Consider the following 15,408-nt stretch of genomic DNA (forward strand, 5'->3'; position numbering starts at 1 on the left):
ATCGCAGGGCCGCCGGACTAGTGGCCGTGGCCGTGCGAGTCGTGCGAGCCGGCGCCGGTCTTGTGCGAGTGGCGGTTGGCGACGTCGCGGTAGCTCCACGTGACGAAGCCGAGCGCGGTGAAGGCGACGACGGCGATGAGCCCGTAGACGATGGTCGGCATCGGCAGCTCGGTGTGCGCTGCTTCAGCGAGGACGGTCGTCACGAGGGACATGCGGTGCTCCTTGGAATCGGGATCGCCCACTCAGGGCGTCGTCGAGTCTACCCGGACACCGCCGCGAGCCGGGTGCGGCACTAGGCGCGGACCTGACCGGACCCGCGCAGCAGCCACTTGGTGCTCGTCAGCTCGGGCAGTCCCATCGGGCCGCGGGCGTGCAGCTTCTGCGTCGAGATGCCGACCTCGGCACCGAAGCCGAACTCGCCGCCGTCGGTGAACCGGGTGGACGCGTTCACCATCACGACCGCGGAGTCGACCTCGGCGAGGAAGCGCTCGGCGCTGCGCAGGTCGTTCGTGACGATCGACTCGGTGTGGTGGGTGGAGTAGCGGGCGATGTGGTCCATCGCCGCGTCGAGGTCGTCGACGACGGCGACCGCGATGTCGAGCGAGTAGTACTCGGCCGACCAGTCCTCCTCGGTCGCCGGCACGGCGTCCGCGATGATCGCGCGGACCCGCTCGTCGCCGTGCACGGTCACGCCGGCGGCGGCGAGGCGGCCGAGGACGGGCGGCAGGAGCCGCTCGGCGGCGTCGCGGTGCACGAGCAGCGTCTCGAGCGCGTTGCAGGTGCTCGGGCGCTGGGTCTTGGCGTTGTGCACGATGTCGACGGCCCACTGCTCGTCCGCGCTGGCGTCGAGGAAGACGTGCACCACTCCGGCGCCCGTCTCGATGACCGGCACGGTCGACTCGGTCACGACCGACTCGATCAGACCGGCGCTGCCGCGGGGCACGAGCACGTCGACGTAGCCGCGGGCGCGCATCAGAGCCTTGGCGCCCTCGCGGCCGAAGTCGTCGACCGTTTGGATCAGCTCGGCGGGCAGGCCGACGGAGGCGACCGCCTCCTGCAGCAGCTCGACGAGGACGCGGTTGGTGTTCTCGGCCGCGCTGCCGCCGCGGAGGATCACGGCGTTGCCGCTCTTGAGCGCGAGGGCGGCGATGTCGATCGTGACGTTGGGACGCGCCTCGTAGATGGCGCCGACGACGCCGAAGGGCACGCGCACCTGGGTGAGCGAGGCGCCGTTGGGCAGGTTCGAGCCGCGGACCGTCTGGCCGACCGGGTCGACGAGACCGGCGACCGCGACCACGGCGTCGGCGAGCGAGCCGAGACGCGCCTCGTCGAGGCGGAGGCGGTCCTGCAGCCCGGCGCTCATGCCGTTCTCGCGGCCGTTCGCGAGGTCGAGCCCGTTCGCCGGGACGACCCGCTCGACGGATCCGCGGACGGCGTCGGCGATCGCGAGGAGGGCGCGGTTCTTGAGGTCGGTCGTCGCGCTGCGCAGGGACCGCGAGGCCGTGCGGGAGGCGGCGAACCGCTCGGTCAGGACGGAGCTGTCGAGGGTCGTCTGCGGCATCCGGCCAGTGTATTCGCCGACGGCCCCTCGCCGAGGGCGGTGCCGAGGAGTCAGACCTCCTCGGCGTCGCCCACCAGGTCGTCCTCGTCCGAGACGCGCCAGACGCCGCCCTGGCGCTCGCGGTCGAGCTCGGCGCGGGCGGCCGCCTTCGCGTCCATCCGCTCGAGGTAGTTGTCGCGGCGCTCGGCGCGGGTCTTGCGGTTGTTCTCCTCGAGCCGGAGGTCGGTGCCGCGCGGGGCGGTGATCAGCTCCGCCGTCGAGGTGAGCGTGGGCTCCCAGTCGAAGACGACGCCGTCGCCCGGGCCGATGACGACGGTGGAGCCGGCGACGGCCCCGGCCGAGAAGAGGCCGTTCTCGACGCCGAGCTTCGCGAGGCGGTCGGCGAGGAAGCCGACGGCCTCGTCGTTGGTGAAGTCGGTCTGCGCGACCCAGCGCTGCGGCTTGGTGCCGAGCACGCGGTAGACGTTGCCGTAGGAGCCGCCCTCGACGCGGATCTCGTAGTCCTTCTCGTCGACGGCCCGGGGGCGGATCGTGATCCGCTCGACCTTGGGCTCGGCCGCGAGGGCGAGGCGGTGCTGTTCGACGATCTCGCCGAGCGCGAAGGTCAGCTGGCGCAGACCCGAGTGGCTCACGGTCGAGATCTCGAAGACGCGGTAGCCACGGGCCTCGAGGTCGGCGCGGACGAAGTCGGCGAGCTCCTGGGCCTCCGGCACGTCCACCTTGTTCAGGGCGATCAGCTGCGGACGCTCGAGCAGCGGCACCTGGCCGTCGCCGACCGGGTACGCGGCCAGCTCGCCGAGGATGATGTCGAGGTCGGTCAGCGGGTCGCGGCCCGGCTCGAGCGTGGCGCAGTCGAGCACGTGCACGAGGGCGGTGCAGCGCTCGACGTGGCGGAGGAACTCGAGGCCGAGGCCCTTGCCCTCGCTCGCGCCCTCGATCAGGCCGGGGACGTCGGCGACGGTGTAGCGCGACTCCCCCGCCTGGACGACGCCGAGGTTGGGGGCGAGCGTGGTGAAGGGGTAGTCGGCGATCTTGGGCTTCGCCGCCGAGATGGCGGCGACGAGGCTGGACTTGCCGGCCGAGGGGAAGCCCACGAGCGCGACGTCGGCGACGGTCTTCAGCTCGAGGACGACGTCGCCCTCCCAGCCCGGCGTGCCGAGCAGGGCGAAGCCGGGGGCCTTGCGCTTGGTGGTGGCGAGCGAGGCGTTGCCGAGGCCGCCCTGGCCGCCGGGGGCGATGACGAAGCGGAGCCCCGGCTCGTCCATGTCGAGCAGCTCCTCGCCCGTGGGCGACTTGACGACCGTGCCGACCGGCACCAGCAGCTCGAGGAGGTCGCCGTTGCCGCCGGCGCGGTGGTCGCCCATGCCGGGCCCGCCGTTGGCGGAGGAGCGGTGCGGGTGGCGGTGGAAGGCGAGCAGCGTGGTGGTCTGCGCGTCGGCGACGAGGACGATGTCGCCGCCGTGACCGCCGTTGCCGCCGTCCGGGCCGGCCAGCGGCTTGAACTTCTCGCGGCGGACGGAGACGCAGCCGTTGCCGCCGTGCCCGGCGCGCAGGTGCAGCGTGACGTTGTCGACGAAGGTGACCATGGTGTGTTCCGTCCGATGGGGAGGTGGCGGCGTCGGAGTGTCCGACGCCGGATGCCGAGGAGAGCGGCGCTCACGAGCTCGGGGCTCGCGGTGAGGGTGCCGCAGCAACGCGCAAGGGGCGAGCCGAAGCCCGCCCCTTGCGTCCTGTGCCTGCTCGGCCGAGGAGAGCTGCCTAAGCGGCGGCCACCACGATGTTGACGACCTTCCGGCCGCCCTTCTGGCCGAACTCGACCGCACCGGCCGAGAGGGCGAACAGGGTGTCGTCGCCGCCACGGCCGACGTTGACGCCGGGGTGGAAGTGGGTGCCGCGCTGGCGGACGATGATCTCGCCCGCGCTGACGACCTGACCGCCGAAGCGCTTCACGCCGAGGCGCTGCGCGTTCGAGTCGCGACCGTTGCGGGTGGAGCTTGCGCCCTTCTTGTGTGCCATTTCTCATCTCCTCGAGACCGGGGGGCCGCAGCCCCGTGCTGATGCTCTGCGGAGCGATGGCTCCCGCCGCAGATCAGCGAAGTGTGGGTGTTACTTGATGCCCGTGACCTTGACGCGCGTGAGGTCCTGACGGTGCCCCTGGCGCTTCTTGTACCCGGTCTTGTTCTTGAACTTCTGGATGATGATCTTCGGACCGCGGAGCTCCTCGAGCACCTCGGCCGTGACCGACACCTTCTCGAGCGCCGCGGCGTCCGAGGTGATGGAGTCCCCGTCGACGAGGAGCACGGCAGCCAGCTGCACGGTGCCGTTCTCGTCGGCCTTGATGCGGTCCATCGTCACGATGGTGCCGACCTCGACCTTCTCCTGCCGGCCACCGGCGCGCACAACTGCGTAAACCACTTCTCGTACCTGTTCTCTCATCTGGACGGCGCGTGAGCGCTGTCCGGGGCTTGTAAGGACGGGGTCGGACCCCGGTCTTCCCGGTCGTACCCGTCTCTCGTACGAGACGAGGGGACCGGCACCGCGGCTCGCACCCCGTGAGGGGCCGAGCGGCAACGGAAATCTGCGTGAGCACATGGATCGCGCCACACCAACGGTCAAGAGTACGGGATCCGTGCTCCCCGGTCAAACGCGCACCGCCCCGGAGGGGGTGCCGTCCGACCGACGACCCCGTCACGATAGTGCAGGCCGTGCCGCGGATCGGGCAGGCGCGCCGCCTACGATCGACGGATGGCGATCCTCCTCGACGCGGCGCGCTGGCCCGCCCACGACACGCTCTGGGCCCACCTCGTCAGCGACTCCTCCCTGGAGGAGCTGCACGCCTTCGCGCGCCGCGTCGGGCTGCCGGAGCGCGGCTTCGACCTCGATCACTACGACGTGCCCGCGGCGCGTCGCGAGGAGCTGCTCGCGGCCGGAGCGCTGCCGGTGAGCAGCCGCGAGCTGGTCGAGCGGCTCCGCGATAGCGGGCTGCGGGTGAAGGGTCGGGACCGGGACGCGGAGAGGGCCCGGCGCCGGCTCTCGCCGGGCACCGGGCCCCACTGATCCTCGCGGACCGCTCTACTGCGCGCGGCGCGGCGTCTGCTCGGGCACGACCGCGATTCCGGTGAGCGCCGCCGTGGTGACGCGTCGGCTCTTCGCGCGGCCCTGGCCGGGCTGCTTGGGTGCGGGCAGCGCATCCAGGACGGAGTCGAGCAGGTGCTCGGCGACGGCGCTCGGGACGCGGCGCTCGGCGACGACCGGCGCGGGCGGGATCGGGATGTCGAGGATCGGGACGACCGGAGCCTGAGCGGCGGGGGCCTGAGCCGCGGGGGCCTGAGCGGGCTCCTGTGCGCTCTCCTGAGTCGCCTCGCGGGCGGCGGGAGCGGACTCCTGCTGCTCGCCGGACTCGGCCGTCTCCTGGCGCGGCTCGCGGTCGCGACCGCGGCGACGGCGCTCGCCCCGGGCGGGACGCTCGCGGCGGCCGGACGGGTCGCCCTGGCGCTCCGCGGACTGCTCGGCCGACTGCTCGCCCTGCTCGGAGGACTGCCCGGTCGGCTCCGACTCGGCCGCGGTGGTGGTGGCCTCGTCGACGAGCGCGACGGCCTCCTCGGCCGCGTGTCGAACGGCGGCCGGGTGGATCGTGCTGGCAGCGATCTGCGCGAGCGCGTTCTTGGCGTCGTCGGTGATGGCGTGGGTGCTGACCGGCTTGGAGCCGTTGCCGTTCTGGCCGGTGGCGCCGTTCTGAGCCGAGCGGCCGTTCGAGGGCTGCTCGCCGGCCGGCTTCCCGCCGCGGCGGCGCTCCTGCTGCGGGGCGGCCGTCGAGCGGTGCTTGACGACGGGGTCGTGCTGGACGATCACGCCGCGGCCCGCGCAGACCTCGCAGTTCTCGCTGAAGGTCTCCAGGAGGCCGAGGCCGAGCTTCTTGCGGGTCATCTGCACGAGGCCGAGCGAAGTGACCTCGGCGACCTGGTGCTTGGTCCGGTCGCGGCTCAGGCACTCGACCAGGCGCCGGAGCACGAGGTCGCGGTTGGACTCGAGGACCATGTCGATGAAGTCGACGACGATGATGCCGCCGATGTCGCGCAGCCGGAGCTGGCGGACGATCTCCTCCGCGGCCTCGAGGTTGTTCTTGGTGACCGTCTCCTCGAGGTTGCCGCCGGAGCCGACGAACTTGCCGGTGTTCACGTCGACGACCGTCATGGCCTCGGTGCGGTCGATCACGAGCGAGCCGCCGCTGGGCAGCCAGACCTTGCGCTCGAGGGCCTTCTCGATCTGCTCGGTGATGCGGAACTCGTCGAAGGCGTCCTGCTCGCCGGAGTAGACCTGGACCCGCTCGAGCAGGTCCGGGGCGACCTGGCTGAGGTAGAGCTCGATGGTCTCGCGGGCGTCGTCGCCGGCGATCACCATCTTCTCGAAGTCCTCGTTGAAGACGTCGCGGACGATCTTGATCAGCAGGTCGGGCTCGCTGTGCAGGAGCGCGGGGGCCTGGCCGGTCGCGGCCTTCGTGCTGAGCGCGGTCCACTGCGCGGTGAGGCGCTCGACGTCGACCGTGAGCTGCTCCTCCGTGGCGCCCTCGGCGGCCGTGCGGACGATGACGCCCACGTTCTCGGGAAGGACCTCCTTGAGGATCTTCTTGAGGCGCGCGCGCTCGGTGTCCGGGAGCTTGCGCGAGATGCCGTTCATCGAGCCGTTGGGCACGTAGACGAGGTAGCGGCCCGGGAGCGAGATCTGACTGGTGAGGCGGGCGCCCTTGTGGCCGACCGGGTCCTTGGTGACCTGGACGAGCACGCGGTCGCCCGGCTTGAGGGCGAGCTCGATGCGGCGCGGGCCGCCGGCGTTGTTCGCCGCGTCCCAGTCGACCTCACCGGAGTAGAGCACGGCGTTGCGGCCGCGCCCGATGTCGACGAACGCCGCCTCCATGCTGGGGAGGACGTTCTGCACGCGGCCGAGGTAGACGTTGCCGATCAGCGACGCCTCCTGCGAGCGGGCGACGTAGTGCTCGGCGAGGACGCCGTCCTCGAGCACGCCGATGCGGATGCTGTCCTCCTTGGAGCGGACGACCATGACGCGGTCGACGGCCTCCCGGCGGGCGAGGAACTCGGACTCGGTGACCACCGTGCGGCGGCGGCCGGCGTCGCGGCCGTCGCGGCGGCGCTGCTTCTTGGCCTCGAGGCGGGTCGAGCCCTTGATGCGCTGCGGCTCGGTGATGAGCTCCGGCTCGCGCGCCTCGCGGGGCTCGCGCTGCTCGCGCGGCTGGCGGACGCGGACGACGGTGTTCTCGGGGTCGTCGGAGCCGCCGCGGTCGCTCTCGCCGCTGCGGCGGCGCGACCGGCGGCGGACGGAGCCCTGCTCCTCCTCCGGCTCGTCGCGCTCCTCGCGGACGCCGAGCGGGGCGCCCCGGGGCGGGAGCGGGGTCAGCTGGACGTAGTCGGGCAGGATCGGCGCCTGGAAGAGCAGCGACGTGCTCGGCAGCGGCGGGCGGCGGGGAGTCGTCTCCTCCGTCGGGCTCTGCTCGGCGGCGGCCGGGGCCTGCGGCGCGGCGTCGGTCGGGACCGACTCCTCCGTCGCCTCGACCTCGGCGGTCGTGTCCGGGGTGGTCGTCTCCGGGGCGGTCGTGTCCGAGCCGGTCGTCTCCGAGGTGGTCGTGTCCGACCCGTTCTGCTCGGTCTCGTTCGTGTCGATGATCGTTTCCCCTGTCGCTGATGCGCTCGATCCGGCCCGTCGGTTCGTCCGACGGCCACCGAAGAGGCGACTGATCTTCCTGGCCCCGCTGCGGGGCTCGTCGCGGTCCGGTTCGGATCCGCCTGTGCTGTTGTCTTCCACCATTGCTGGTGCACTCCTCGGCCGGGTCGTGCGCCGCGCCGTCGACCCGGATGCTGTTCTCGAGCGACGGGCCTCGGCCCGCCGCGAATCCTTCCGCTCCCCCGGTCCCGTCGCTCACGTGGCGCAGGACTCCGGTTGCAGCTTCTCCTCGGAACTGACTATCCGACACGTGGAGATGCGTCGCGCTCATTCGCGGAACGCTGTCGATCTCCTGTGGCCCGGTGCTCGCCCGGTAAACCTTCTTCGCGTCGGTGCGGGATCTTCCGGGCCGACGGCTCCGATTATCGCACGCATTCTCAGAGGCGCCGATTCGCCGCGTGCCATAATCCCCCGGTGTCCAGCGATCCCGAGGTGCCGAGCGCCCCCACCCAGCAGCGACCGGTCCTCTTCGCGGTGCTCCTGATCGTGCTCGGCGTGATCGGCTGGATCGCCGCGTTCGCGCTGACGCTCGACAAGTTCGCGGCGCTCACCGACCCGACCGAGGGGCTCGGCTGCGACTTCAGCCTGCTCGTGCAGTGCAGCGCGAACCTCAAGTCGGCGCAGGGCGCGATCTTCGGCTTCCCGAATCCGCTGATCGGCGTCGCGGCGTGGATCGCGCCGATCGTCGTCGGTGCCGGACTGCTCGCGGGGGCGCGCTTCGACCGCTGGTTCTGGGCGCTGTTCAATCTCGGCTTCGTCTTCGCGCTCGGCTTCGTCGGCTGGCTGATCGCGACGAGCCTCTTCGCCCTCGGCACGCTCTGCCCCTGGTGCATGCTCACCTGGGCCGTCGTCATCCCCGGCTTCTGGCTGGTGACCCTGCGGAACCTCCGCGAGGGCGTCTTCCCGGTCCCCGCCGCCGTCCGCCGCTTCGCCGGCGCCGCCTACGGCTGGACGCCGTTCATCACGCTGGTCTGCTACCTGGCGATCGCCGTGACGGCCCAGGTTCGACTCGACGTGCTGTCCTACCTCTGACGCTGCCGGGCTGACAGCCGACGGCGCCCCCGGAGGCGGAGGATCTCGATACGCCCACTCCGCGGGCTACTCGATCAGCATGGTCGCCGGCCGGCGCGCTGCCTTCAGCATGCGCAAGGCGCCCGAAGCCGGACGCGGCACGCGACATGCCGGCCGGCCTCCGCGAGACACGGCACGCCACATGCTGGTCGGCCTCCACGAGATAAGGCGCGCCACATGTTGGCCGGCCTCCGCGAGATGCGGCGCGCCACATGCTGGTCGAGTAGCCGCGCAGCGGCGTATCGAGACCCACCGTTGTCAGGACTACAGCCCGCCGGCCCGCCCGCGGACCCCGGTGGATCTCGATACGCCCGCTGCGCGGGCTACTCGATCAGCATGCTCGCACGCGGGCGACCGCCTCGGAGGCGCATCCGGGAAAGCGCGTGTCAGCGCTTTCCCGTCGCCGAGCGCAGGACGCTCTGCGGAACGCACCCGCCTACGAGAGCCGACCGCGGCGTCGCGGATTACCGCGGCGCAAGACGGCACCGCGGCGGTTCGCCCGTCAGGCGAACCAGAGCGAGAGCTCACGCTCCGCGGATTCAGCGGAGTCGCTGCCGTGCACGAGGTTCTGCTGGACCTTGAGGCCCCAGTCGCGGCCGAGGTCGCCGCGGATGGTGCCGGGGGCGGCGGTGGTGGGGTCGGTCGTGCCGGCGAGGGAGCGGAAGCCCTCGATGACGCGGTCGCCGGCGATGCGGAGGGCGACGATGGGGCCGCTCTCCATGAACTCGACGAGGGGCTCGTAGAACGGCTTGCCCTCGTGCTCGGCGTAGTGGGCGGCGAGCAGCTCGCGATCGGCCTCGACCAGCTTGATGTCGACGAGCGAGTAGCCCTTCGCCTCGATGCGGCGGAGGATCTCGCCGGTGAGGTTGCGGGCGACGCCGTCGGGCTTGACGAGGACGAGGGTCTCCTGGATGGCCATGGTTCAGCGGTCTCCTTAGGTCGGGGTGGGGTCGGTGGGCCCGTCCGCCGCACGGCGGGTCTGGGTGTCGAGCTTGGTGCCGGTGACCATGCAGTACGTCCACAGGGCGACGAACGCCGCGCCGATGACGAACATGATCGGGACCAGGGCACCGGTGGCCACGATAACGAACTGGAGGACCCAGCCGATCCGGAAGCCGGCCGGCCGGTTGAGCAGCCCGAGCGTCGCGACGAGGGCGAGGCAGACCACCGCTCCCCCGACGAGGACGACCACCGGGTCGGCCGCCTTCAGCCCGAAGGCGACGAGCGTCGCGAGGAAGACGATGACGGCCTCGAAGCCGAGGACGATCGAGCCGAGGCTCTCGCGGACGGTCCGGGTGCGGCGGGGCCGGCCGGCCCTCACGCTCCGAGCCAGTTCTCGTCGCGGGCGACGGTGATCGTCCGGCCGACGAGGGTGATCGAGCCGGTGACGAGCAGGGCGCCCTTGTCGATGCGGGCGGCGAGCAGGCGGCCCGCCGTGAGCGCGCCGTCGACGTCCTCCGCGACGCGGACCGACTCCGCGGGGAACACGGTGCGGGCCAACTCGGCGAGCTCCTCGGCCGGGACCGCACGGTCGCTCGGCGCGGTGGTGACGATCAGCTCGTCGACGACCGGCAGCAGCGCGCGGAGGATGCCCTCCGCGTCCTTCTCGGCGAGGACGCCGATCACCGCGGTGACGCGGTCGAAGTCGAAGTAGCGCTCGATCGCCGCGGCGAGGGAGGCGGCGCCGTGCGGGTTGTGCGCGGCGTCCACGACCGTGCGCGGCGACTGGCCGACGATCTGGAGACGACCCGGCGAGGTCGCCGCGGCGAAGCCCTCGTCGAGGACGTTCCCGGTCAGCTCCTGCGTGCCGCCGCCGAGGAACGTCTCGACCGCGGCGATCGCGACCGCCGCGTTCTCGGCCTGGTGGTCGCCGAAGAACGGCAGCAGCAGCTGCTCGTAGCGGGTGACGAGACCGCGGACGGAGACGAGCTGGCCGCCCACGGCGACCGTGGTCGACTCGACGTCGAAGTCGGCGCCCTCGAACACGATCGTCGACTCGGTCAGCTCGGCGGCCTGCCGCAGCACCGCCTCCGCCTCAGGGGTCTGCTTCGCCGACACCACGGCGGCCGCGGGCTTCACGATGCCGGACTTGGTGCGGGCGATCTCCTCGATCGTCGCGCCGAGCTGCCGGGTGTGGTCGAGCGCGATCGGCGTGAAGACGGCGACCTGCGCGTCCGCGACGTTCGTCGAGTCCCACTCGCCGCCCATGCCGACCTCGATGACCGCGACGTCGACCGGAGCATCCGCGAAGGCCGCGTACGCCAGCACGGTGAGCGCCTCGAAGAACGAGAGCGTGCTCTCGCCCCGCCCGACGAGCTCGGCGTCGGTCATGGTGAGGTAGGGCTCGACGTCGATCCAGTTCGTGGCGAGGCTCAGGTCGGAGATCGGCTCGCCGTCGATGACGATGCGCTCGTTGAAGCGCTCGAGGTGCGGACTGGTGAAGAGGCCGACCCGCAGCCCGTGGGCGCGGAGCAGGCTCTCGATCATCCGGCTGGTCGAGGTCTTGCCGTTGGTGCCGGCGACCTGGATGACGGGGTAGGCCTGCTGCGGGTCGCCCATGTAGTCGACGGCTCGCCGCGTCGGCGCGAGCCGCGGGCGGGGGTTCGCCTCCCCGAGCCGCTTCAGCAGGCTCGCGTAGACGGCGTCGGCCGCCTCACGCGCGAGCCGGGCGTCCTCCTCGGAGTAGCGGTCCTTGTCAGACATCGGAGGCCTCCACCTTCTCGACGCGGATGATGGCGGTGCCTGCGGGCCCGAAGGTGATCGCGCCCTCGCCGCCCTCCAGCGCCGTGGTGAGCGCGGCGAACCCGAAGCCGGTCGCGAGGGTCTCCTCGGCGATCCAGAGCGCGTGCGGCTCGAGGGCCGCCATGCTCATCTCGTCGAGGACGATCTCGAGCTCGATGCGGTCGCTGACCTCGAATCCGGCGGCCTTGCGAGCGTCCTGCACCGCGCGGATCAGGTCGCGGGCCAGGCCCTCGGCCTCGAGCTCCGGGGTGGTCGCCGTGTCGAGCAGCACGAAGCCGCCGCGGGGCAGCAGCGCGATCGCGCGGTCGTCGGCACCGGAGCCGCCGACCTCCAGGGTCAGCTCGTACTCGCCCTCGACCAGCTCGACACCGCCGGCGGTGACGACGCCGTCGGTCTCGCTCCAGTCGCCGGCCTTCGCCGCCTTGATGACGGTCTGCACGCCCTTGCCGAGGCGCGGGCCCGCGGCCCGCGCATTGACGGAGAGGCGCGAGGTGACGCCGTAGTCGGCCGCGCTGGACTCGACGAGCGGGACCAGCGACACCTCCTTGACGTTCAGCTCGTCGCGCAGGATCGCCTCGAACGGCGCCAGCTCGGCGGCGTCGTCGACGACCACGGTGAGCCGTGCGAGCGGCAGGCGGACCCGCAGGCCGGCCTGCTTGCGCAGCGACAGCGCCGTGGACGAGATGCCGCGGACCGCGTCCATCGCGTGCACCAGCGTCTCGTCGACCGGGAACTCGGCGGCGTCGGGCCAGTCGGCCAGGTGCACGCTCCGCCCGCCGGTCAGGCCCTGCCAGATCTCCTCGGTCATCAGCGGGAGCAGCGGCGCGGCGACCCGGCAGACGGTCTCGAGCACGGTGAAGAGCGTGTCGAACGCCTCCGTGCCGCGGCCCTCGGCGTCCACGCCCTGCCAGAAGCGGTCGCGCGAGCGGCGGACGTACCAGTTGGTCAGCACATCGGCGAAGTCGCGCAGCGCCGCCGCCGCGAGGGTCGAGTCGAGCGCCTCGAGGTGGCCGGTGACGGTCTCGATCAGGTCGTGCGTCTTGGCCAGCAGGTAGCGGTCGAGCACGTCGTCGGAGTCGGTGCGGCGACGGGCGCTGTAGCCCTCGCCCGCGGCGTCCACGGACGCGTTGGCGTAGAGCGAGAAGAAGTACCAGGTGTTCCAGAGCGGCAGCAGCACCTGGCGGACGCCCTCGCGGATGCCCTCCTCGGTGACGATCAGGTTGCCGCCGCGCAGCACCGGGCTCGACATCAGGAACCAGCGCATCGCGTCGGAGCCGTCGCGGTCGAAGACCTCGGCGACGTCCGGGTAGTTGCGCAGCGACTTGGACATCTTCTGCCCGTCGTTGCCGAGGACGATGCCGTGGCTGACGACGTTGCGGAAGGCCGGCCGGTCGAAGAGCGCGGTCGAGAGCACGTGCAGCGTGTAGAACCAGCCGCGGGTCTGCCCGATGTACTCGACGATGAAGTCGGCCGGGTTGTGCGAGTCGAACCAGTCGGAGTTCTCGAACGGGTAGTGCACCTGCGCGAACGGCATCGAGCCGGAGTCGAACCAGACGTCGAGCACGTCGCTGATGCGGCGCATCGTCGAGCGGCCGGTCGGGTCGTCGGGGTTCGGGCGGGTGAGCTCGTCGATGTAGGGACGGTGCAGGTCCTGCGGGCGCACGCCGAAGTCGCGCTCGAGCTCGTCGAGCGAGCCGTAGACGTCGATGCGCGGGTAGTCGGGGTCGTCGCTCTTCCAGACCGGGATCGGCGAGCCGAAGTAGCGGTTGCGGCTGATGGACCAGTCGCGCGCACCGGAGAGCCACTTGCCGAACTGGCCGTCCTTGACGTTCTCGGGGACCCAGGTGATCTCCTGGTTGAGCTCCTCCATCCGGTCGCGGATCGCGGTGACCCGGACGAACCAGCTGGAGACGGCCTTGTAGATCAGCGGGTTGCGGCAGCGCCAGCAGTGCGGGTAGCTGTGCTCGTAGCTGGCCTGGCGGAGCAGGCGGTGCTGCGCCTTGAGGAGCTGGGTCAGCGGCTTGTTGGCCTCGAAGACCTGCAGGCCGGCGACCTCGATGATCTGCGGCAGGAAGCGGCCGCCGTCGTCGACGGAGATGATGACGGGGATGCCCGCCGCCTCGCAGACCTTCTGGTCGTCCTCGCCGTAGGCGGGCGCCTGGTGCACGATGCCGGTGCCCTCGCTCGTGGTCACGTAGTCGGCGACGAGGATGCGCCACGCGTTCTGCGTGCCCCACTGCTCGGTGTCGGCGTAGTGGTCCCAGAGGCGGTCGTAGCTGATGCCCTCGAGCTCGCTGCCGCGGTGCGTGCGCGAGACCGCGGCCAGCGCCGACTCCGCGTCCTCGTAGCCGAGGTCCTTCGCGTAGGCGCCGACCTGGTCGATGGCGAGGAGGTACTCGGCCGAGAGCTCGCGCTCCTCCGGCTCGCCCTTGCCGTCGGCGGCGCCGTTCGGGCCGGCCGCCAGCACGGCGTACTCGATGTCGGGGCCGACGGCGAGCGCGGCGTTCGTCGGGAGGGTCCACGGGGTCGTCGTCCAGGCGAGGGCGCGGACGGCGGTGAGGTTCAGCGCCTCGGCGGTCTCGCCGACGAGCGGGAAGGTGACCGTGACCGTCTGGTCCTGGCGCATCTTGTAGACGTCGTCGTCCATCCGCAGCTCGTGGTTCGAGAGCGGCGTCTGGTCGCGCCAGCAGTACGGCAGCACGCGGTGGCCCTCGTAGGCGAGGCCCTTGTCGTGGAGCCGCTTGAAGGCCCAGATGACGGACTCCATGAAGGTGGGGTCGAGGGTCTTGTAGTCGTTGTCGAAGTCGACCCAGCGCGCCTGACGGGTGACGTAGTCCTGCCACTCCCCCGTGTAGCGCAGCACCGACTCCTTGGCGGCGGCGTTGAACGCGGCGACGCCCATCTCCTCGATCTGCGACTTGTCGGTGATGCCGAGCTGCCGCTCCGCCTCGAGCTCGGCGGGCAGGCCGTGCGTGTCCCAGCCGAAGCGGCGGTGCACCTGCTTGCCGCGCATGGTCTGGAAGCGGGGGAAGACGTCCTTGGCGTAGCCGGTCAGCAGGTGCCCGTAGTGCGGCAGGCCGTTGGCGAAGGGCGGGCCGTCGTAGAACACCCACTCCGGGGCGCCCTCGCGGGAGCGGATCGACTCCTGGAAGGTATCGTCGGCCTTCCAGTAGGCGAGGACCTTCTCCTCGATCTGCGGGAACCGCGGCGACGCGGGGACGCCGCGGCCGAAGGCGGAGCCGGTGCTCGCGGGGACGCCGGTGCTCGGATCGTCTCCGGCGCTCTCGGCGTCGCGGGGGGTGGGCGGGGTCAGGGGGTAGGTCACGTGCGGTCTCCTGGCAGTGCTGCTGGTCTGCACGAGGACGGCCCGCCCGGATCTCAGACCCCGGGCCGGGTCGCGGTACCACCTCGCTTGAACCGCCCAGGACCGGCCCTCGCGGACTGTCCCTGGTCGTTCCCACTCGATCGGCTGTCACGGGCCGTACCCGTCCGGGTCTACTGGGCCGCGGCCGGAGCCGGGCTGTTCTTCCGGAGACTCACCGGTGATGGCCGGGTCGAAGTCGTCCAGCCGTTATCCTAGCGCGTCGGCGGTCGCCGGCCAGGGGCGGAGGCGGTCATGGCGCGGACAGCGGGAGCGGGTCGCGGGCGGCCGCGCGCATCGTCGCGCTCCATGCTCGAGGACGCCGCCCTCGATCTCTTCGTCGAGCAGAGCTACGCGGGGACGACGGTCGAGCAGATCGCCCAGCGCGCCGGCGTCTCGCGCAACACCTTCTTCAATTACTTCGCCTCGAAGAGCGACGTCTTCTGGGTGCTGGTCGACGACCGGCTGGCCGAGCTCCCGGCGGCGCTCGAGGCCGCCGATCCGGGCGCTCCGGCGATGGACGCCCTCCGCGGCGCGCTGCTCGCGGTCGGTGCCGGATTCGGCCCGTCGAGCGTGCCCTGGGCGCTGACCCAGACCGAGCTGATCGGCAGCGTGCACGAGCTGCAGGCCTCGGCGCTCTCGCGGCTGACGCGGCAGGCGGAGATCGTCGCGGACTTCGTCGTGGCGCGCGCCGGGCGTCCGCTGCCCGCGCACGTGGCGCACGCCGTCGCCTACGCGAGCGTCGGGGCGGCGGTCGCCGCGGTGCAGGCCTGGGCCGCCGCGGGGCCGACCCGCGGCGAGCTGGTGCCCTACCTCGACGAGGCGCTGACGCCGGTCTGCCGCGGTTTCGCGCCCGTCGTCGGCTGACCGCGCCTGCCCGCCGCGGCTCCCCGACCCCGCGGTAGGATCGTCGCGGCCGGTGAGCGACACGCTCCGA

The 15,408-nt window shown here is 71.9% G+C and carries 13 protein-coding genes; 3 read left to right on the forward strand and 10 right to left on the reverse strand.

The window, feature by feature from the left end:
• Positions 1 to 17: 17 nt before the first annotated feature.
• The 5 genes from HQQ86_RS00415 to rplU all read right to left on the reverse strand — a co-directional run bounded on the left by HQQ86_RS00415 (position 18) and on the right by rplU (position 3,976).
• Positions 18 to 212, reverse strand: a complete 195-nt coding sequence (locus HQQ86_RS00415) for a hypothetical protein (RefSeq protein ID WP_123445826.1) — start codon at positions 210 to 212, stop codon at positions 18 to 20.
• Positions 213 to 292: 80 nt separating this feature from the next.
• Positions 293 to 1,561, reverse strand: coding sequence for a glutamate-5-semialdehyde dehydrogenase (locus HQQ86_RS00420; RefSeq protein ID WP_173285559.1), 1,269 nt, complete (start codon positions 1,559 to 1,561; stop codon positions 293 to 295).
• A gap of 50 nt (positions 1,562 to 1,611) precedes the next feature.
• Entirely contained in the window at positions 1,612 to 3,147 is a 1,536-nt protein-coding gene (gene obgE / locus HQQ86_RS00425) for a GTPase ObgE (protein ID WP_173285561.1), read from the reverse strand.
• 172 nt (positions 3,148 to 3,319) lie between these two features.
• Positions 3,320 to 3,577 carry a 50S ribosomal protein L27 gene (rpmA, locus tag HQQ86_RS00430; RefSeq protein ID WP_123445823.1) on the reverse strand — a complete coding sequence of 86 codons (258 nt, stop codon included), beginning with the start codon at positions 3,575 to 3,577 and terminating at the stop codon, positions 3,320 to 3,322.
• Positions 3,578 to 3,667: 90 nt separating this feature from the next.
• The gene (gene rplU, locus HQQ86_RS00435; RefSeq protein WP_123445822.1) at positions 3,668 to 3,976 is read right to left on the reverse strand and encodes a 50S ribosomal protein L21; all 309 of its coding nucleotides are present in this window, start codon (positions 3,974 to 3,976) and stop codon (positions 3,668 to 3,670) included.
• A 330-nt stretch (positions 3,977 to 4,306) separates the two neighbouring features.
• Between rplU and HQQ86_RS00440 the strand changes: the two genes are divergently transcribed.
• Positions 4,307 to 4,618, forward strand: coding sequence for a DUF4031 domain-containing protein (locus tag HQQ86_RS00440; protein WP_173285563.1), 312 nt, complete (start codon positions 4,307 to 4,309; stop codon positions 4,616 to 4,618).
• A gap of 15 nt (positions 4,619 to 4,633) precedes the next feature.
• On the opposite strand, the gene HQQ86_RS00445 is transcribed toward HQQ86_RS00440, so the two are convergent.
• The gene (locus HQQ86_RS00445; RefSeq protein ID WP_173285564.1) at positions 4,634 to 7,381 is read right to left on the reverse strand and encodes an Rne/Rng family ribonuclease; all 2,748 of its coding nucleotides are present in this window, start codon (positions 7,379 to 7,381) and stop codon (positions 4,634 to 4,636) included.
• A gap of 330 nt (positions 7,382 to 7,711) precedes the next feature.
• Between HQQ86_RS00445 and HQQ86_RS00450 the strand changes: the two genes are divergently transcribed.
• The gene (locus tag HQQ86_RS00450) at positions 7,712 to 8,329 is read left to right on the forward strand and encodes a vitamin K epoxide reductase family protein (protein ID WP_367948494.1); all 618 of its coding nucleotides are present in this window, start codon (positions 7,712 to 7,714) and stop codon (positions 8,327 to 8,329) included.
• Between the two features lie 541 nt (positions 8,330 to 8,870).
• Here HQQ86_RS00450 and ndk read toward each other — a convergent pair.
• The 4 genes from ndk to ileS are packed head-to-tail and all read right to left on the reverse strand — an operon-like array spanning position 8,871 to position 14,423.
• Positions 8,871 to 9,287, reverse strand: a complete 417-nt coding sequence (gene ndk, locus HQQ86_RS00455; protein ID WP_133962204.1) for a nucleoside-diphosphate kinase — start codon at positions 9,285 to 9,287, stop codon at positions 8,871 to 8,873.
• A gap of 15 nt (positions 9,288 to 9,302) precedes the next feature.
• A complete protein-coding gene (locus HQQ86_RS00460) occupies positions 9,303 to 9,689 on the reverse strand; it encodes a DUF4233 domain-containing protein (RefSeq protein ID WP_367948495.1) in 387 nt (128 codons plus the stop codon).
• Positions 9,686 to 11,071, reverse strand: coding sequence for a folylpolyglutamate synthase/dihydrofolate synthase family protein (locus HQQ86_RS00465; protein ID WP_173285566.1), 1,386 nt, complete (start codon positions 11,069 to 11,071; stop codon positions 9,686 to 9,688). The genes HQQ86_RS00460 and HQQ86_RS00465 overlap by 4 nt, the downstream gene beginning before the upstream one ends.
• The gene (gene ileS / locus HQQ86_RS00470; RefSeq protein ID WP_173287437.1) at positions 11,064 to 14,423 is read right to left on the reverse strand and encodes an isoleucine--tRNA ligase; all 3,360 of its coding nucleotides are present in this window, start codon (positions 14,421 to 14,423) and stop codon (positions 11,064 to 11,066) included. Before ileS ends, HQQ86_RS00465 begins: the two co-directional genes overlap by 8 nt.
• Positions 14,424 to 14,780: 357 nt before the next feature.
• Between ileS and HQQ86_RS00475 the strand changes: the two genes are divergently transcribed.
• A complete protein-coding gene (locus HQQ86_RS00475; protein WP_254071765.1) occupies positions 14,781 to 15,338 on the forward strand; it encodes a TetR/AcrR family transcriptional regulator in 558 nt (185 codons plus the stop codon).
• Positions 15,339 to 15,408 lie beyond the last annotated feature (70 nt).

Source organism: Rathayibacter sp. VKM Ac-2857, from assembly GCF_013205025.1.
Taxonomy (GTDB): Bacteria; Actinomycetota; Actinomycetes; order Actinomycetales; family Microbacteriaceae; genus Rathayibacter.